Genomic DNA, 16,610 nt, shown 5'->3' on the forward strand with positions numbered 1-16,610 from the left:
ATTAAAAAATTAGCACTACAGCTTATACTAGTCCCGTTGTGCTTTATTCCATTCGTAATGATAAATAAAAATATAAATGAAACCTTTTACTACATACTCTTTACTGAAATTGCAGCATTTGCCACCTACTGGTTGCTAAATAATGCCAGCAAGAGGATCGATTATGAAAAAGCTTAGCGAAAAATCAAAAGAAAAACTCCTTTATACAATTATTATTACACTTATTATTATTTTACTGTCACGATTGCTATACCTACAAGTTTTAAAGGGAGATTCTTACCTTGAGCAATCTAGATATAACAGTGTAAGAATGGAGGATCTACAACCTGTTCGAGGGAAAATTTTAGATAGAAATGGAATAGTTCTTGCAGAAAATCTTCCTTCATATGATCTTGAAATAGTCATAGAAGACCTGCAGGACAAAGATAGGGAATTAATTTTTCTTTCTTCCGTAATAGAAATGGACAAACAAGATATCGAAAATATTATCGAAAAAGCTAATTTACCGACTTACGCTCATATAAAAATAAAAAGGGGACTAACAGAAAAAGAAGTAATACAGATAGAAGAACACTTATTTGAGCTTCCTGGAATAACAGTTAGTACCACAAGCAAGAGATATTACCCATTTAAAAATATTGCAGCACCGATTATAGGTTTCATTGGATCCCCAACGAAAGAAGACTTAGAAAAAGATAGTTTCTACGGTCACAATTTTATAATAGGCAAGCAGGGGATAGAAGCCAAATACGAAAAACTTTTAAGAGGGAAAAAAGGAAAAAAGGTAGTACAAGTAGATGTATCCGGAAGAATCCGAGATGTATTGGATAGTATACCATCTGAACCAGGGAATGATATTTACCTAACTATTGATATAATGCTACAAGAAGAGTTAGAAAACATTATAGGAGACAGAAAAGGTGTTGGTATCGCAATCGATCCCAATAACGGAGAAATTCTTGCTATGGTATCACGCCCGTCCTTTGATCCAAATCTATTTGTATCAGGAATTAGCCAGCAAGCGATAGACAAACTCTATGCTGAAAATGCATTTATTAATAGGGCCGTCCAGGGTCAATATCCACCCGGCTCAACATTTAAACCTATAACGCTTATTTCAGCTCTAAATGAAGAGATTATTACTACAAAGTCTGTTATTTATTGTAGAAACTCAATTGTTGTGGGAAACAGAAGATTTAAAGATTGGATCTATCCCTCCGCCTTCGGATATCAAAATCCAGTACAAGCTATTGCAAATTCAAGCGACGTGTTTTTCTATACAGTTGGATTAGAAACGGGAGTAGAAAAAATTACAAAATATGCAAAACTCTTTGGCCTAGGAGATAAAACATGGATAGATCTTCCGACAGAAAATACAGGATTGGTGCCTTCCACTCAATGGAAGCAAGAAAATATAGGTGAAAACTGGTATCCTGGGGACACAGCTAATCTTTCCATCGGCCAAGGGTACCTACTTGTTACTCCGCTACAAATGGCTATAATGTATAGTGGTATTGCTAAAAATGATATTGAATACACGCCTCATTGTTTTTTAAAGGCAACTTCTCAGGAAGGAAGCATTGTTAAAGAATTTACTAATAGTATACTGAGAAAAATAGACATTAACATTAAAATTTTAGATACTGTAAGAGATGGAATGGAAGCATTAGCAAATAAATCAGATATGAAAATATTAAGCGCTTATGGAGGAGAGGTCTGTGCTAAAACAGGAACAGCAGAAGTAGGGGAAACTAAGGTAAACCACTGGCTTATTACATTTGCGCCACGCGAAGAACCACAGATAGTGGGATTACTTTTCTTCGAGCATTCTGATTTTACATCCAGCCACTCACTTGCACCGCTTATGTCAGACTTGCTTAAAAAATTTTTTAGTATAAAAAGTAAATAGGAGGATGATATGGAAAAGCCAGCTTTATTTAGAGGAACAGGAGAAGGCATTGCAATGGTGCTTAACCCAAATGCTCAATTTCACGAAATACTTGAATTTCTCAAAGGAATTCTGGAGGAAAGAAAAACATTTTTTTCCGGAGGTGCAGTTACCGTTGATCCAAACGGAGTACTTCTTGGAGAAAGCGAAATAAATTTAGTGAAAGAGTTGTTTCAAAACTTTGGAGTTGAATTCAAACTGAAAGGTGGTATAGAACTTCACAAAAAAGAAGAATTAGAAGTAGTTCCTGAAAATAAAGAAGCCGTTGTAATACAACAAACGTTAAGATCCGGGCAATGCGTTAACTCTCAAGGCAATGTTGTAATACTGGGAGATGTCAATGAAGGTGCGGAAATAAACACAACTAAAAATGTATATATCTTTGGCATCATAAGAGGTATAGTAAGTGCCGGGGATCATATCGTTTCTCTTGGATTCCAACCATTGCGTATGACTATTAATGGCATACAATTCGATGAAAGATTTGTCAAAAAAACCTACAGAAAACCAAGAATTGCGCAGGTTGTAAATGGAAAAATTGTGATAAAAATACTTGGGGAGAAAAAATCTTTGAGGAGAAAATAATAATGGGAAGAGCAATAGTTATAACATCTGGTAAAGGAGGAGTTGGAAAAACAACAATCACAGCAAACCTTGGAGCATCCCTTGTAAAACTCAAGAAAAAAGTTGTTTTGGTAGACATGGATATTGGACTGAGAAACCTAGATGTTGTAATGGGACTGGAGAATAAAATCGTATATAACATAATAGACGTAGCAAAGGGTAGATGCAAAATCGTACAAGCATTGGTAAGAGATAAACATCTTAATAACTCTTTATTTCTTCTTCCTGCGTCCCAAATACATACAAAAGATGATATAGATATAGATAAAATATGCGAAATAATAAGAGCAATAAAAGGAAGTTTCGATTATGTACTTGTTGATTCTCCGGCAGGCATCGAACATGGATTTGATTCGGCTATAACCTCTGCAGATGAAGCACTCGTCGTAGTAACTCCTGATGTTTCCTCAATAAGAGATGCAGATAGAGTAATTGGACTGTTAGAAAATAGAGGTATAGACGGCACATCTTTAATAATAAACCGACATAATCCCGAACTTGTCAAAAGAAAAAAAATACTCGATGCAGAAAGCATCGTAGATGTGCTTGGAATTGATTTAATAGGGATTATACCCGAAGATCCCCAGGTAATGGAATTTACAAATAAAGGTGAAATTCTCGTTCTGCATAAGAATAATCCAACAGCAAAAGCCTTTCAAAATACAGCAAAAAGAATTGAAGGTGAGGACATCTCGTTTCTCGACCTCAAAAAAAAGAAAAGTTTTTTGAATCTATTTAAGAAAAAATGGTAAACGATAAGTCAATAGAATTTCCTGGATACAGAAACACAAAAATCAAATCTCCTTTCTCATGCAATTCTTAAAGAGGAAATTTTGAGTGTAATAAATGAATATTTAGATATCAATAAAAAACATATCCATCTGACAATAAAAAGAAAAGACAAAAAAATAATTCTAGAAACAACCATTCTGTTAGGGGAAGTAAAAAGGGGGAATAAGTGAGAAAAATTCCCATATTTTTACTGCTAATATTAATTTCTTTATCATTTATTTCAATATTCTCATTACATTTTACCAGTACAAATACATTGCTAGTTAAAAAACAACTAATTTACATCCTGATCGGATTTATAACATTATATGTCATACTCCTTTTTGATTTCAGAAGTTTAAAATATTTCATATGGACAATATACTTCATAGGAATAGGGGCTCTCATTGCCGTAGTCCTCGTCGGGAAAGGCGCTTATGGAGCACAAAGATGGATTTCATTCAAAATTTTTACTATTCAACCTTCCGAATTTGAAAAAATTATACTTATTTTATGCCTATCATATATTCTTTCACGAGATCAAAGTGATATAAAAAAATTTATTTTATCAACTGCGGGTTTTTTGCTTCCAGCCTTCTTTATATTGAAGCAACCGGATTTGGGAACAACTATTGTTATTCTTATCATCTATTTTGCCATACTATTATTCTCTCTTAATTTAAAATACTTCTTTTCTATTGCCGCATTCTCGATTATATCCATACCTTTTTTCTTTGAATTACTCAAGCCGTATCAAAGAGAAAGAATTATCACCTTTCTAAATCCACAAATGGACCCACTCGGAAGTGGATATAATGTCATTCAATCTATAATTGCAATAGGTTCTGGAAAAATATCAGGAAAATGGTTTGGAAGTACACAAACGAGCTTACATTTTGTGCCAGTTCAATATGCAGATTTTATTTTCTCAGCCATTGGCGAAATGGGAGGCTTCATTGGAGCATCTATACTACTTTTACTATATATCGCGCTTTTTCTTTTTATGATAAAAGCATATAAATCCGTAAACAACCCTTTCGGCAAATACATCATAGTAGGTATATTTATAATGTTTATTACCCAAATATTCATAAATATAGGAATGTGCATTGGCATAACCCCGGTAACTGGTATCCCGCTACCGTTTATAAGCTTTGGCGGAAGTTCGACACTGGTTAATTTTATTGCTATTGGGTTAGTAATGAATATTTATGTATACAGAGAGGATATGAATATTTCAATATGAAAGATAAATATCTGCTACAATTTAAAAAACCATATTCATACTTTGGAAATGAATTAAACAGCATACACAAAACACATAATGAAAAAATAAAGATAGCATTCATATACCCAAATTTGTATGAAATAGGAATGTCTTCATTGGGATTCAAAATTCTATACCATCTAATGAACAGTATGCCTGCTGTCGTTACAGAAAGGGCTTTTGCGCCACTACCAGATTTTGAATCTTATTTACGAAAAAACAATTTTCCTCTCTTCACACTTGAATCACATACGCCAATAAAAGATTTCGACCTCGTCGCATTTAGCGTGCAAACATGCATGGATTACACAAACATACTAAACATCTTAGATTTATCGCACGTTAACGTACATTCAAATAAAAGGAAATATCCAATAGTATTTGCAGGAGGCACCTCTGTATATAATCCTGAACCCATGTCTGATTTCATCGATTTTTTCTGCTTAGGAGAAGGAGAATATCAAATACCTAAAATTGTAGAACAATTCAAACAATGGGATAGAAAAAATAAAGCTGAACTATTGCAAACATTATCTGAAATAAACAGTGTCTACGTACCGAGAACATATCCAAAAAACAATAAAGCAAAAGAGAATAAAAATATCAACATAAAAGATATTGTCCCGGATTTGAACAATGTATCTGCTCTTATAAAACCAATTGTGCCATCTGGAAAAACAGTACTGGACAAAGCTAATGTGGAGCTTTTCAGAGGCTGCACGAGAGGCTGCAGATTCTGTCAGGCAGGCATCGTATACCGGCCTGTAAGAGAAAAAAGTATAAAACAAATCAAATATGAAGCAGAAGAAATATTAAAAAACACCGGGTATGAAGAACTGACATTTCTCTCTTTAAGCAGTAGCGACTACTCTCAACTTGACGAATTAATAATACTGGCAAAAGAACTTGTAGAAAAATACCATGTATCCATTGCTGTGCCATCCTTACGCGTCGACAAATTTCCGGCAGCTCTCGGAAAAATGATTGTCAGTCAAAGAGTCCACACAATTACATTTGCTATAGAAGCTGCAACTGAACAATTGAGAAATGTAATCAACAAAACAATAAATGAAAAAGATATATTTACCACCGTTAAAACTGTGTCTTCACTTAATTTTCACACAATCAAACTATACTTTATTATAGGCCTTCCAACAGAAACTGAAGAGGATATCATAGCAATTCCCAATCTTGTCAGAAGGATTTATTCCTATGCAAAAAAACACAAAACAACACAAAAGCAACTTTCCATCCACCTCAGCATCAACCCATTTATGCCACAGCCAAATACAGCATTCCAATGGGAAAAATTTGACACAATAAATGATTTATACAGAAAAGCCAAAATAATAAAAGAAGGGCTCAAAGGAAAACAGTTTAAAGTAAACTTTGCCAACTTTAAAATGAACTATATTGAAACAATTTTAGGAAGAGGCGACAAAAATCTCTCTAAAGTTGTTGAAACTGCCTGGAAAAATGGAGCAAAGATGGATGGATGGGAAGAACATTTTAACCTTTCCCTCTGGGAAAGTGCATTTCATAAGGAAAACATAAATCCTAATGATTATACTTCAAAGATACCCCTCGACATAGTTTTGCCGTGGGAACACATATCCTGTGGCGTTTCTAAAGATTTTCTCCTCAGGGAATATAAAAAAGCAATGGAAGGAAAAACAACAGACGACTGTAGAAATGGAACATGTGAAGGATGTGGACTAACCGGTTTCTTTCACTGCCCTACTCTAACAAAAAAAGAGAATCAAACCACCTAAACTCTTGACAAAAACTAAACTTCTTTTACAATACTCCTGTAGTTGGGCCTCTAGCTCAGTTGGTTAGAGCGCGTCCCTGATAAGGACGAGGTCTCTGGTTCGAATCCAGAGAGGCCCACCAATTAAGTGTGGGGGTGTAGCTCAGCGGGAGAGCGCGTGGTTTGCATCCATGAGGCCAGGGGTTCAAATCCCCTCATCTCCACCAAATAGTTAGATAAAGAAATCCTAAAAATTCAAAAATATCTAAGGCAACTTTTTGTCACACAAAATATTATTAAAAACTATCTTGAAGGAAATTAATGCTTCTCTTAAATACGATTCAACGCGTCAAGAGCAATTCTTACATGCATTTCTACGCCAATGGGAAGTACCTCCTCATCGATGTTAAAATAAGCGGAATGATGCGGTTTATCAAGGCCTTTCTTCTTGTTCTGCGAGCCAAGCCAAAAAAAGACACCAGGAACTTTTTTAAGGAAATAGGACATATCTTCTCCTCCCATGGAAGTGGGAGTCTCAATGATTTTGTCCTTTCCGACAACATCTTTTGCAATAGTTTGCACAAATTCTGTTTCGCTAGAATCATTTATAATAGGCGGATAACCAAAATGGTAAGACAGTTCAGCAGTCCCTCTAAATGCTTTTGCCACACCTTTTGATATTTGCTCAATTTTTTTAGAAACTGTGCGAGCAACTTTAGGGTCGAGTGTTCGTACAGTACCCAAAAGTTCAGCATATTCCGGAATTACATTAAATGTATCACCAGAAGATATTTTGCCAACAGTAAGTACGGCTGATTGAAGTGGGTCAATTTCTCTTGCAACAATTGCCTGCAAGGCAACAACAGTATGAGACGCAATCAATACCGGGTCAACAGATGTATGAGGGTAAGCACCATGTCCGCCTTTTCCTGTTATCCGTACAGAGAATCTATCCGCTTGAGCGGTAAAAATGCCGGATTTAATGGCAACTACACCACAAGAAAACATATTCCCAAGATGCAATCCATACGCTCTGTCCACATGTGGTTTTTCCAGGACGCCTTCATTGATCATTTTTGCAGCACCACCTGGATCTTTTTCCTCAGACGGCTGAAATACAAATTTTATATTCCCTTTAATTGCCCCTTTATGATGTGAAAGAATTTTGGCAGCGACAAGAAGCATAGCAGTATGAGCATCATGACCACAAGCATGCATCACGCCTTTATTCACAGATTTATAGGAAATTTTACTCATTTCCTCTATTGGCAAAGCATCCATATCCGCCCTTAAAAGAATTGTTTTGCCTTTTTCTTTTCCTCTAATAATGCCAACAACTCCTGTTTTTGCAATGCCACTTTTAACTTCCAGGCCACACGCCTTTAGATAATTCTCAACAATCTTTGCAGTCCTCTTTTCCTTAAATGCTAATTCAGGATGCATATGAAAATCTCTTCGTAATTTAATAACTTCGTCTTTTAAAGATTCAATTTCTTTCCGTACAGCATCCATAACTCCTCCTCGATTAATTAATTAAAAATTTTTAGATAAAAAATCAAAATAAACTTTAAGAAATCCAAATTCTTAACCAGACATTGCTGTTGTACTATTGATCAGATGAGCCGTTATCTAAATCAATCTTATAACCCCTTATTTTGTTAAAAAGAGATTTTCTTGATATGCCCAACATTTTAGCCGCTTTCGTTTTGTTGCCGCTGGCCTTTTTGATAGCTCTCACAATCATCTCTTTTTCTATCTCGGCAATAGCCTCTGGAAGAGGGACAACAGTATTGCTACTTTTCTTTTGCGTGATTGTTGTAACGCTCGTTTTTTCTCCGGCTTTCTGTGCTAGCTCTGGAGGAAGATGGTCCATCATTATAAGGGGAGCAGACGTAATAATCACTCCCCTGGCAATAGCATTTTCCAGCTCTCTTACATTCCCAGGCCAATCATAATCCATAAACAATCTCATCACATCATCAGAAACTCCTTGAACTATTTTGCCATACTTTTTTGAGAATTTAGAAACAAAATAGTCCACTAGTAAAGGTATATCTACCTTTCTTTCCCTTAGAAGAGGTACATTAATTGCAACAACATTTAATCTGTAGTACAGATCTTCTCGAAATTTATCTTCCTTCACAAGCTCTTCAAGATTTCGATTTGTTGCTGCTAATATTCTCGCTTGTGAAACAATTGTTTCCTTTCCTCCAATGCGCTCAAACGTCTTTTCTTGAAGCACCCTAAGCAGCTTTGCCTGAAGAGCAAGCCCCATATCTCCTATTTCATCAAGAAAAATTGTTCCATTTTCCGCTTGCTCAAATTTGCCAATATGCCTTGCAATAGCATCCGTAAATGCCCCTTTTTCATGGCCAAAAAGCTCTGATTCCAACAAGCTTTCGGGAATTGCAGCACAATTTACCACTACAAATGGTTTATTTTTTCTGTTGCTATGGAAGTAAATTGCTTTCGCTACTAATTCTTTCCCTGTTCCACTTTCACCACGAATTAGTACAGTAACATCCGAATCGGCTACACGCCCGATATCCTTATAAACTTTTTGCATTTCAGAAGATTCTCCCACTACCTCGTCCTGTTTATAATTATTGCCTGACTTAACTTTTTCCAAACTTGATGATAATTCTTTTAATTCTATGGCTTTTCTAACTTTTATTTTTACCTCTTCAATATCAAATGGCTTTGTGAGATAATCATAAGCACCTTTCTTCATTGCCTTGATTGCCAAATCAGAACTTCCATAAGCAGTAATAAAAATCACAGGGAGATCGGGGAATATTTCTCTGATCTTTAAAAACGCTTCCATTCCATCCATAACTGGCATTCTTACATCTAACAGAACGCAATCCGGAGAACTTTTTGCTACAAAGTCAACTGCCTTTTGTCCATTATCTACTGTTACAACAGTATAGTTCTCTTCATCAAGTACTTCAGTAAGAAGAGCCCTTACATCCTCTTCATCGTCCGCAATTAAAATTACATATTTTTTAAGCTCCATTTCTTGTATCTCCTATAGGTAAATAAATATGAAATGTAGTACCTTTGTTTTTTTCACTCTTAACACTTATTTTACCACCATGCTCCTTAGCTACTCGATAAGCAATAGCAAGACCCAAACCTGTTCCTTCTGCTTTTGTAGTATAGAACGGCACAAAGATATGTTCCAGCTGATCTTTATCCATTCCTGCACCCGTATCGCGGATGGAAATTTCCAGGAACTGCTCCTTTCTTGCAGAACTAACAATCAGCTTTCCTTTATCCCCCATGGATTCCACTGAATTAATCACAAGATTAAGAAACAATTCTTTGCACTTCTTTTCATCTGCCTCTATTATTTCTGCCTGACAATTATTAATAAACTCAACTTCTTTATCCGTTACATACTGCTTACCCATTGAAATAATTTCGTCAATAAAAGTAGAAATATTAAATTTCATTTTCTTAAGTGGAGATGGCCTGCCGTAATTCAAAAGGTCCTGCACAATTTTGCTTAATCTATATGTTTCTCTTAAAATTGGTTTCACATATTTTTCTTCATTTTTCCCCTGCAGTTTCTTCTCAAGAATCTGTGCAAAACCCTTTATAGAAGTAAGGGGGTTACGAATCTCGTGCACCACACCCGCAGTGAACATTCCCAGAGTTCTAAGCGATTCATTACGCTGAGCTTCTTCGATATTTCTCTTCAAACTTTCAGCCATGCTGTTAATAGAACTAGCAATGGCCCCTATTTCTCCTCCAAAGCTAGAAAATCTAAAATCCAAATTTTTTTCTAAGACTTTTAACCCCCTATTAATTCTTACAATTTTGCTTGTAAACATTGATGAAATCAACAATATAAAAATTGCAGCTAAAATTGCTGAATAAACAGTCACTTTATTTGCTTCCATCTTTATATCTTCAACAGGCCCCATAATGATAGAATATGGCTCATCTACAAAGATATAACCTTCTGCCATTTTTTTTGTCGTAACATATTTTATAATAGTAAGTTTTTTATCAAGTCTATATTGATCTATCCCCATATATACAATTTCATCATTTATTGGAGGAATATAATAACCAAATTCAAGCTCCGGGAAATTCTTCCGATACTCATCAAAATACTCTTCAAATAAAGGCTTAAGAAATTTTGTGATATAAAGCTTCTGTTCGTCAATAGTAAGATGGCCAAAATCATATTGCCAGGCAACACCATCATACATCTTTTGATATCTTTCCGCTAGTTGATTTGTAGCAATCTCCAGTCTTTTTGTTTCGACATTAAAAATCTCGCTTTCTACATTTCTTACGACCATAGAAGTGATAAAAACCATTGATACAATGACAAAAACCACCAGGACAGTAGTTAGCTGAAATCTTATCGATTGAAAAAATTTTTTTACGCTATTCATCTTAAACAGATAACTCCTTTGCAAGCTTGTATAATTTTGAGTTTAATTTCTTTTTTCTTGTTATCGCCTGCTCTAACGATATTAGAACAATTTTATTGCCCTTTATTCCAACAACTTTACCCTTTTCCTTATCAAGCAGAGCATTTACCGCCTTTTCTCCTAATGCGGAAGCAAGAAGCCTATCAAAACGAGTAGGAGAACCACCTCGCTGAATATGTCCAAGTACTGCAACTCTCGTATCAATATCAACATGCTCCTGAATTATTTTTTCAAGATCTCTTGCATGAATTGCCCCTTCAGCACACACGATAAGATGATGCATCTTTTTCTTCTTCATTCCATTTTTAATGTCATCTACAATCTCATTAATATTAAATTTTACTTCTGGCACAAGAATAATGTCTGCACCACCAGCAATACCAGCATCCATAGCAATAAACCCAGCATCTCTCCCCATAACTTCTACAATAAAAGTACGATCATGCGATTCTGCCGTATCCCTTATTTTATCAATTGCATCAATTGCAGTATTGACAGCTGTATCAAAGCCGATTGTATAATCCGTTCCCCACAAATCATTATCAATAGTAGATGCAATGCCCATTGTAGGAAAACCTTTTTTAAAGAGAGCAAGACTTCCTGCCTGAGATCCATTACCACCAACCACAACGAGCCCTTCTATCCCTTTTTCTTTCATATTTTTAATTGCTCTCAATTGTTTCTTTTCTTCTTTGAATTCAAGAGTTCTACTCGTCTTGAGTACTGTCCCGCCCTTTTCTAAAATGCCACTCACATCACGAGGAAGCATCGGGCGAAAATCCTTCTCCAATAATCCTCGATATCCACGATAAATACCGATTACTTCAACTCCTCGTACATATCCAACGCGCACAACACTTCTTATGGCAGCGTTCATCCCGGGAGCATCACCTCCTGAAGTAAGAACAGCAATCCTTTTCATTTCAAAAACACCTTAAGCAATTTAAGCCAATCATTAGAAACCATTTTCAGCCTTCCTGCTGCCTGTTCCAGTGGAACTGCATCAATTTTGTTGTTAACTATTGCCGCCATTTTTCCAAATTCTCCATTATGCACCATATCTACCGCCTTTACTCCTACACGAGTCCCAAGCATCCTATCAAATATAGTAGGAGAACCGCCTCTCTGTATATGCCCAATCACCGCTGAGCGCGTAGAAATGCCTGTCTTTTCTTTTATGAGATTGGCCACAAACTCACCTGCACCTCTCTTCTGAAGAAGTTTATGTCCAAACTGATCCACTTCGCTATCAGAATCAACAGGAAGTTCTGTTCCTTCAGAAACGACAACAAGCGCATATCCTTTGCGTTTATAACTTTTTTTAAGATGCTCACACATTGCATCAAAATCTGGTTTTTCTTCCGGAAGAAGTACCCAATTAGCGCCACCTGCTATACCTGTAAACAGAGCTACCCATCCTGTATGTCTTCCCATTACTTCAAGTACTATAATTCTACGATGAGAACGCGCAGTATCTCTCAATCTATTCAAGGCATCCACAGCAATGCTCACTGAAGTATCAAATCCAAATGTGTAGTCTGTCCCACTAAGATCATTATCCATCGTTTTTGGTACCCCAACTACATTCATACCTAATTTGTACAGTTTTGATGCTGCACCAAGTGTATCATCGCCTCCAATTGCAATGAGCGCCTCTATCCCAAATTTTTTAAGATTTCCAATAACTCGTTCGGCGCCATTCTCTATAGCAAAGGGATTAGTGCGCGATGTAAATAAAATTGTACCACCATAATTTATAATCTCGTCAACACTTTTTAAGTCAAGTGAACGAGTTAAGCATTCAAGAGGTCCTTTCCATCCCTCTTCAAAACCTATCACTTCATCATTGTAATTAAGCGCTCTATAAACAACTCCCCTTATGGCAGGATTTAAACCGGGACAATCTCCTCCTCCTGTTAAAACTCCTATTTTCATTTTAACCTCCTATTGTCCTAATTATTAATTCCATTGCTGTATCAACGGCTTCTGCGCGAATTTTTCCCCTATTACCAGTAAAATGCTCCTCAATAACAGAAGTATTTCCATTGTAAAAAACAGCAATGTAAACTAAACCAACTGGCTTGTCTTCCTGATTTAAAGGACCGGCTACTCCTGTAAGTCCTACTCCTATATCAGAATTAAAAAGCAAAGAAACATTTTTTGCCAGATAAGAAGCTGTTTCTTTGCTCACCAAACCTCTATTTCTTAATGTACTTTCGGGCACATTTAATATCTTTTCCTTTGCAAAATAACCATATGCTACAATGCCACCCAAAAAATAATCGGAACTTCCGGGAATGTCTGTAATCCTTTTAGAAAACAACCCGCCTGTCAGAGATTCTGCAACAGCAATAGTAAATCTTCTATCTTTTAATAATTTTCCTAATCTTTTTGCTAACATTTTTTCTCCTGTGCAAATTTTACACGTTTTTTTATTTTATGCAACTTTCACAAGGATTCATTAGCGATTTTTTCGCAATATTAAAAAATTCACAATTTTATATAATAATGTATAATAAAGAAAACTAAAAAGGAGAATGAATATGAAAATAAGTGAACTATTCTTGCCAACACTAAGGGAAGTGCCACAAGATGCTGAAATCCTGAGCCATAAACTCATGCTTAAGGCTGGAATTATCAGAAAAATCGCATCTGGTATCTACTCGTACCTACCACTGGGGTTAAGGTCTCTACAAAAAATAGAACAAATCATAAGGGAAGAGATGAATAATGCAGGGGCACAGGAAGTTCTCTTTCCGGCTATACTTCCTAAAGAAATCTGGGATGAAACAGGAAGATGGGAATTGTATGGCGAAGAAATGTTTAAATTGAGAGACAGAAAGGGCAGAGAGTTTTGCCTGGGACCAACTCACGAAGAAGCTGTAGTCGATCTAGCGCGAGGAGAAATCCGCTCTTACAAAGAGCTTCCAAAAACATTCTACCAGATACAAACAAAATACAGAGATGAAATAAGACCTCGTTTTGGTGTGATGAGAGCAAGGGAATTCATCATGAAAGATGCGTACTCTTTTGACATATCAGAAGCAGAATTAGAAAACACATATAACAAAATATTTAACGCATATGTAAAAATATTTGAACGTTGTGGACTCAGTACAATCCCTATTGAGGCAGATTCAGGCGCAATTGGAGGAAAAGTTTCGCATGAATTCATTGTAAAATCTACCAGTGCAGGGGAAAGCACATTTGTCTCCTGCCCGCATTGCGACTATGCAGCAAACATTGATGCAGCAAAATCCAAAGAAGAAGATGTATTATCCACCAAACAAGAACAACCTCTAGAAGAAGTTGCAACACCAAATGCAAAATCCGTTGAAGAAGTAGCAAAATTCTTACACATCGATAAAGCTAATATCGTAAAATCGCTTCTCTACAAAATAGATGACAAATTTGTACTTGCATTAGTACGAGGAGATGATGGATTGAACGAAATAAAATTAAAAAACTTATTCAGCGCAAATCACATAAGACAGGCCACAGAAGAAGAAGTGAAAGAACTTACGGGAGCATCTACAGGTTCAATAGGGCCGGTTAAAACAAAACTAAAAATCGTAATAGATCGACAAGTAAGTGCATTGAAAAACTTTACTACAGGAGCAAATAAAGATGGTTTTCATTTTAAAAATGTTAACATTGGAAGAGATTTCGCTGGAGAAAAAGTAGCAGACATAAGAAAGGTTAAAGAAGGGGACCTCTGTCCAAAATGTGGCACACCACTAACAACATATGAAGGAGTTGAAGTGGGACACACATTTAAGCTCGGGACAAAATATTCAAAAAAGATGGATGCAAAATTTTTAGATAGTGACGGAAAAGAAAAATACTTTGTCATGGGTTGTTATGGTATAGGAGTAGGAAGAACTCTTGCTGCAGTTATAGAGGAATACAATGATAAATACGGGATAAAATGGCCTGCAACCGTCGCTCCATTCACAGTAGAAATAATACCACTCAATATGTCAGATAGTGAAATAAAAAATGAAGCAGAAAAACTATACAAACTATTTAAAGAAAAGAACATAGAAACAATCATAGACGACAGAGATGACATAAGTGCAGGAGTAAAATTTAACGATGCAGACCTTATAGGCGTACCGTTCCAAATTATCGTTGGAAGAACGTTTAAACAGAACGGCAAAATAGAAATAAAGAAAAGAGGAACAGGAGAAAAATTTATTGTCGAAGAACAAAATACAATAACATTCATAGAAAATGCAATAAAAGAAAATTTTAGAAAATAATTAAGATGTAAGAGAATAAGGCTGACACATTCAAGTGTCAGCCTTATTCTCTACCTAAATTTTTTGAAAATTAATGAAACGTTATGCCCACCAAAACCAAGCGAATTTTTAAGAGTAACATTCACATCTTTCTTTATTGCTTCATTTGGTACATAGTTTAAGTTACACTCAGGATCTTTTTCTTCGTAATTTATCGTAGGAAAAATAATCCCATTCTCTATTGAAAGTACTGTAGCGACGGACTCAGCAGCTCCAGAAGCGCCCAATAAATGGCCTATCATAGACTTGGTAGAAGTCACAGAAATATCGTATGCCTTTTCACCAAATACTTCTTTAATTGCCTTCGTTTCGTATTTATCATTCAATGGAGTGGATGTGCCATGCGCGTTAATGTAATCCACTTCTGTTACTCCAGCTTTTTGCATAGCAACCCGCATTACACGTTTAATCTGTTTTACTTCAGGGTCAGGTGCTGTAATATGGTAAGCGTCTGTTGTAGAAGCATACCCTGAAAGCTCAGCATAAATATGAGCTCCTCGTTTTTCTGCATGCTCTAAAGATTCAAGAATAAGTATCCCTGCGCCTTCGCCCATAATAAAACCATCCCTATTTTTATCAAAAGGGCGGCAAGCTTTTTCGGGAGCATCATTACGCCTTGAGAGCGCCCTCATTGATGCAAAAGCAGCAACTCCCAGTGGTGTAATCGCTGCATCAGCACCTCCGGCAACTATAACATCAAGATCTCCTCTCTGTATGGCGAGAAGCGCCTCACCAATTGTTTGAGTAGATGATGCACAAGCGTTTACTGTGGAAAGTGTTGCACCCTTGAAACCATACTTAATAGCAATGTACGCTGGAATAGCATCAATAATTAATTGAGTAATAAGAAATGGACTTATTCGCCTGGGGCCTCTTTCCATAAGTACTTTCTGTTGCTCTTCTATTGAACGCAACCCACCTACGCCAGAAGTGACATACACCCCAATTTTTTCAAGATCTTCTTTTTCTGGTATAATATCAGCATTTTCTATCGCTTCTTTTGCAGCAACAAAAGCAAACTGTTGAACCCTATCAAGCCTTTTTGCATCTTTTACATCAAAATATTGCTCAGGCTTAAAATCTTTTACTTCGCCTGCAATTTGAACAGAATAATCAGACGGGTCAAAAAGCGAAATCCTACCAACACCAGATTGTCCCTTTTGAAGCGCCTCAAAAAAGGTATCTACCCCAATACCAATAGGAGATACTATTCCTAAGCCTGTTACGACAACTTTTCTCATAGCTATTTTACATGGTCCTTGATGTATTGAATAGTATCTTTGACCGACGTAATTTTTTCAATGTCTTCATCCGGGATCTTCATTCCAAAATCATCTTCAAATGCCATAGCAATATCTACAAGAGTCAAAGAATCCGCACCTAAATCATCAACATACTTTGCATCATCAACAATCTTGCCATCCTCCACACCTAATTTGTCTTTAATAATTGCCTTCACCTTTTCTCTAATTTCTTTTTCTTCCATTTCAATAAAACCTCC

Annotated in this window: 15 protein-coding genes and 2 tRNA genes; 9 read left to right on the plus strand and 8 right to left on the minus strand. The window is 36.2% G+C overall.

The genetic code is table 11. The features are described 5' to 3' along the window. Positions 1–163: 163 nt before the first annotated feature. The 8 genes from mrdA (at position 164) to U9Q18_00040 (ending at position 6,587) form a co-directional block, all read left to right on the plus strand. Positions 164–1,909 carry a penicillin-binding protein 2 gene (gene mrdA, locus U9Q18_00005; protein MEA3312745.1) on the plus strand — a complete coding sequence of 582 codons (1,746 nt, stop codon included), beginning with the start codon at positions 164–166 and terminating at the stop codon, positions 1,907–1,909. Between the two features lie 9 nt (positions 1,910–1,918). Further along, positions 1,919–2,533 carry a septum site-determining protein MinC gene (locus U9Q18_00010; GenBank protein MEA3312746.1) on the plus strand — a complete coding sequence of 205 codons (615 nt, stop codon included), beginning with the start codon at positions 1,919–1,921 and terminating at the stop codon, positions 2,531–2,533. 2 nt (positions 2,534–2,535) lie between these two features. Then, complete coding sequence (gene minD / locus U9Q18_00015; GenBank protein ID MEA3312747.1) at positions 2,536–3,324, plus strand: septum site-determining protein MinD; 789 nt, start codon at positions 2,536–2,538, stop codon at positions 3,322–3,324. A 78-nt stretch (positions 3,325–3,402) separates the two neighbouring features. Then, on the plus strand, positions 3,403–3,534 hold the full coding sequence (locus tag U9Q18_00020; protein ID MEA3312748.1) for a hypothetical protein: 132 nt from the start codon (positions 3,403–3,405) through the stop codon (positions 3,532–3,534). Further along, positions 3,531–4,589, plus strand: a complete 1,059-nt coding sequence (gene rodA / locus U9Q18_00025; protein ID MEA3312749.1) for a rod shape-determining protein RodA — start codon at positions 3,531–3,533, stop codon at positions 4,587–4,589. Before U9Q18_00020 ends, rodA begins: the two co-directional genes overlap by 4 nt. After that, on the plus strand, positions 4,586–6,382 hold the full coding sequence (locus tag U9Q18_00030) for a TIGR03960 family B12-binding radical SAM protein (protein ID MEA3312750.1): 1,797 nt from the start codon (positions 4,586–4,588) through the stop codon (positions 6,380–6,382). Before rodA ends, U9Q18_00030 begins: the two co-directional genes overlap by 4 nt. 44 nt (positions 6,383–6,426) lie before the next feature. Beyond that, positions 6,427–6,503, plus strand: a tRNA-Ile gene (locus U9Q18_00035). Between the two features lie 9 nt (positions 6,504–6,512). Further along, positions 6,513–6,587, plus strand: a tRNA-Ala gene (locus U9Q18_00040). Positions 6,588–6,690: 103 nt separating this feature from the next. Here the strand turns inward: U9Q18_00040 and U9Q18_00045 are convergent. From U9Q18_00045 to U9Q18_00070, 6 genes are all read right to left on the minus strand, one after another. Next, a complete protein-coding gene (locus U9Q18_00045; GenBank protein MEA3312751.1) occupies positions 6,691–7,872 on the minus strand; it encodes an amidohydrolase in 1,182 nt (393 codons plus the stop codon). Positions 7,873–7,966: 94 nt separating this feature from the next. Next, positions 7,967–9,376: a sigma-54 dependent transcriptional regulator gene (locus U9Q18_00050; GenBank protein ID MEA3312752.1), complete on the minus strand. Its 1,410-nt coding sequence runs from the start codon at positions 9,374–9,376 to the stop codon at positions 7,967–7,969. After that, positions 9,366–10,769 carry an ATP-binding protein gene (locus tag U9Q18_00055; GenBank protein MEA3312753.1) on the minus strand — a complete coding sequence of 468 codons (1,404 nt, stop codon included), beginning with the start codon at positions 10,767–10,769 and terminating at the stop codon, positions 9,366–9,368. The genes U9Q18_00050 and U9Q18_00055 overlap by 11 nt, the downstream gene beginning before the upstream one ends. 1 nt (position 10,770) lies before the next feature. After that, positions 10,771–11,730 (minus strand): 6-phosphofructokinase, encoded by a 960-nt coding sequence (gene pfkA, locus U9Q18_00060; GenBank protein ID MEA3312754.1) that lies wholly within the window; start codon positions 11,728–11,730, stop codon positions 10,771–10,773. Further along, complete coding sequence (locus U9Q18_00065; protein ID MEA3312755.1) at positions 11,727–12,743, minus strand: ATP-dependent 6-phosphofructokinase; 1,017 nt, start codon at positions 12,741–12,743, stop codon at positions 11,727–11,729. The genes pfkA and U9Q18_00065 overlap by 4 nt, the downstream gene beginning before the upstream one ends. A gap of 1 nt (position 12,744) precedes the next feature. After that, positions 12,745–13,209, minus strand: coding sequence for a CinA family protein (locus U9Q18_00070; GenBank protein MEA3312756.1), 465 nt, complete (start codon positions 13,207–13,209; stop codon positions 12,745–12,747). Between the two features lie 142 nt (positions 13,210–13,351). Here U9Q18_00070 and U9Q18_00075 point away from each other — a divergent pair, with 142 nt between their 5' ends. Then, positions 13,352–15,070, plus strand: a complete 1,719-nt coding sequence (locus tag U9Q18_00075; GenBank protein MEA3312757.1) for a proline--tRNA ligase — start codon at positions 13,352–13,354, stop codon at positions 15,068–15,070. A 50-nt stretch (positions 15,071–15,120) separates the two neighbouring features. On the opposite strand, the gene fabF is transcribed toward U9Q18_00075, so the two are convergent. Beyond that, the gene (fabF, locus tag U9Q18_00080) at positions 15,121–16,350 is read right to left on the minus strand and encodes a beta-ketoacyl-ACP synthase II (GenBank protein ID MEA3312758.1); all 1,230 of its coding nucleotides are present in this window, start codon (positions 16,348–16,350) and stop codon (positions 15,121–15,123) included. Between the two features lie 2 nt (positions 16,351–16,352). Beyond that, on the minus strand, positions 16,353–16,595 hold the full coding sequence (gene acpP / locus U9Q18_00085; protein ID MEA3312759.1) for an acyl carrier protein: 243 nt from the start codon (positions 16,593–16,595) through the stop codon (positions 16,353–16,355). Positions 16,596–16,610 lie beyond the last annotated feature (15 nt).

It is taken from the genome of Caldisericota bacterium, assembly GCA_034717215.1.
GTDB lineage: Bacteria > Caldisericota > Caldisericia > Caldisericales > Caldisericaceae > UBA646.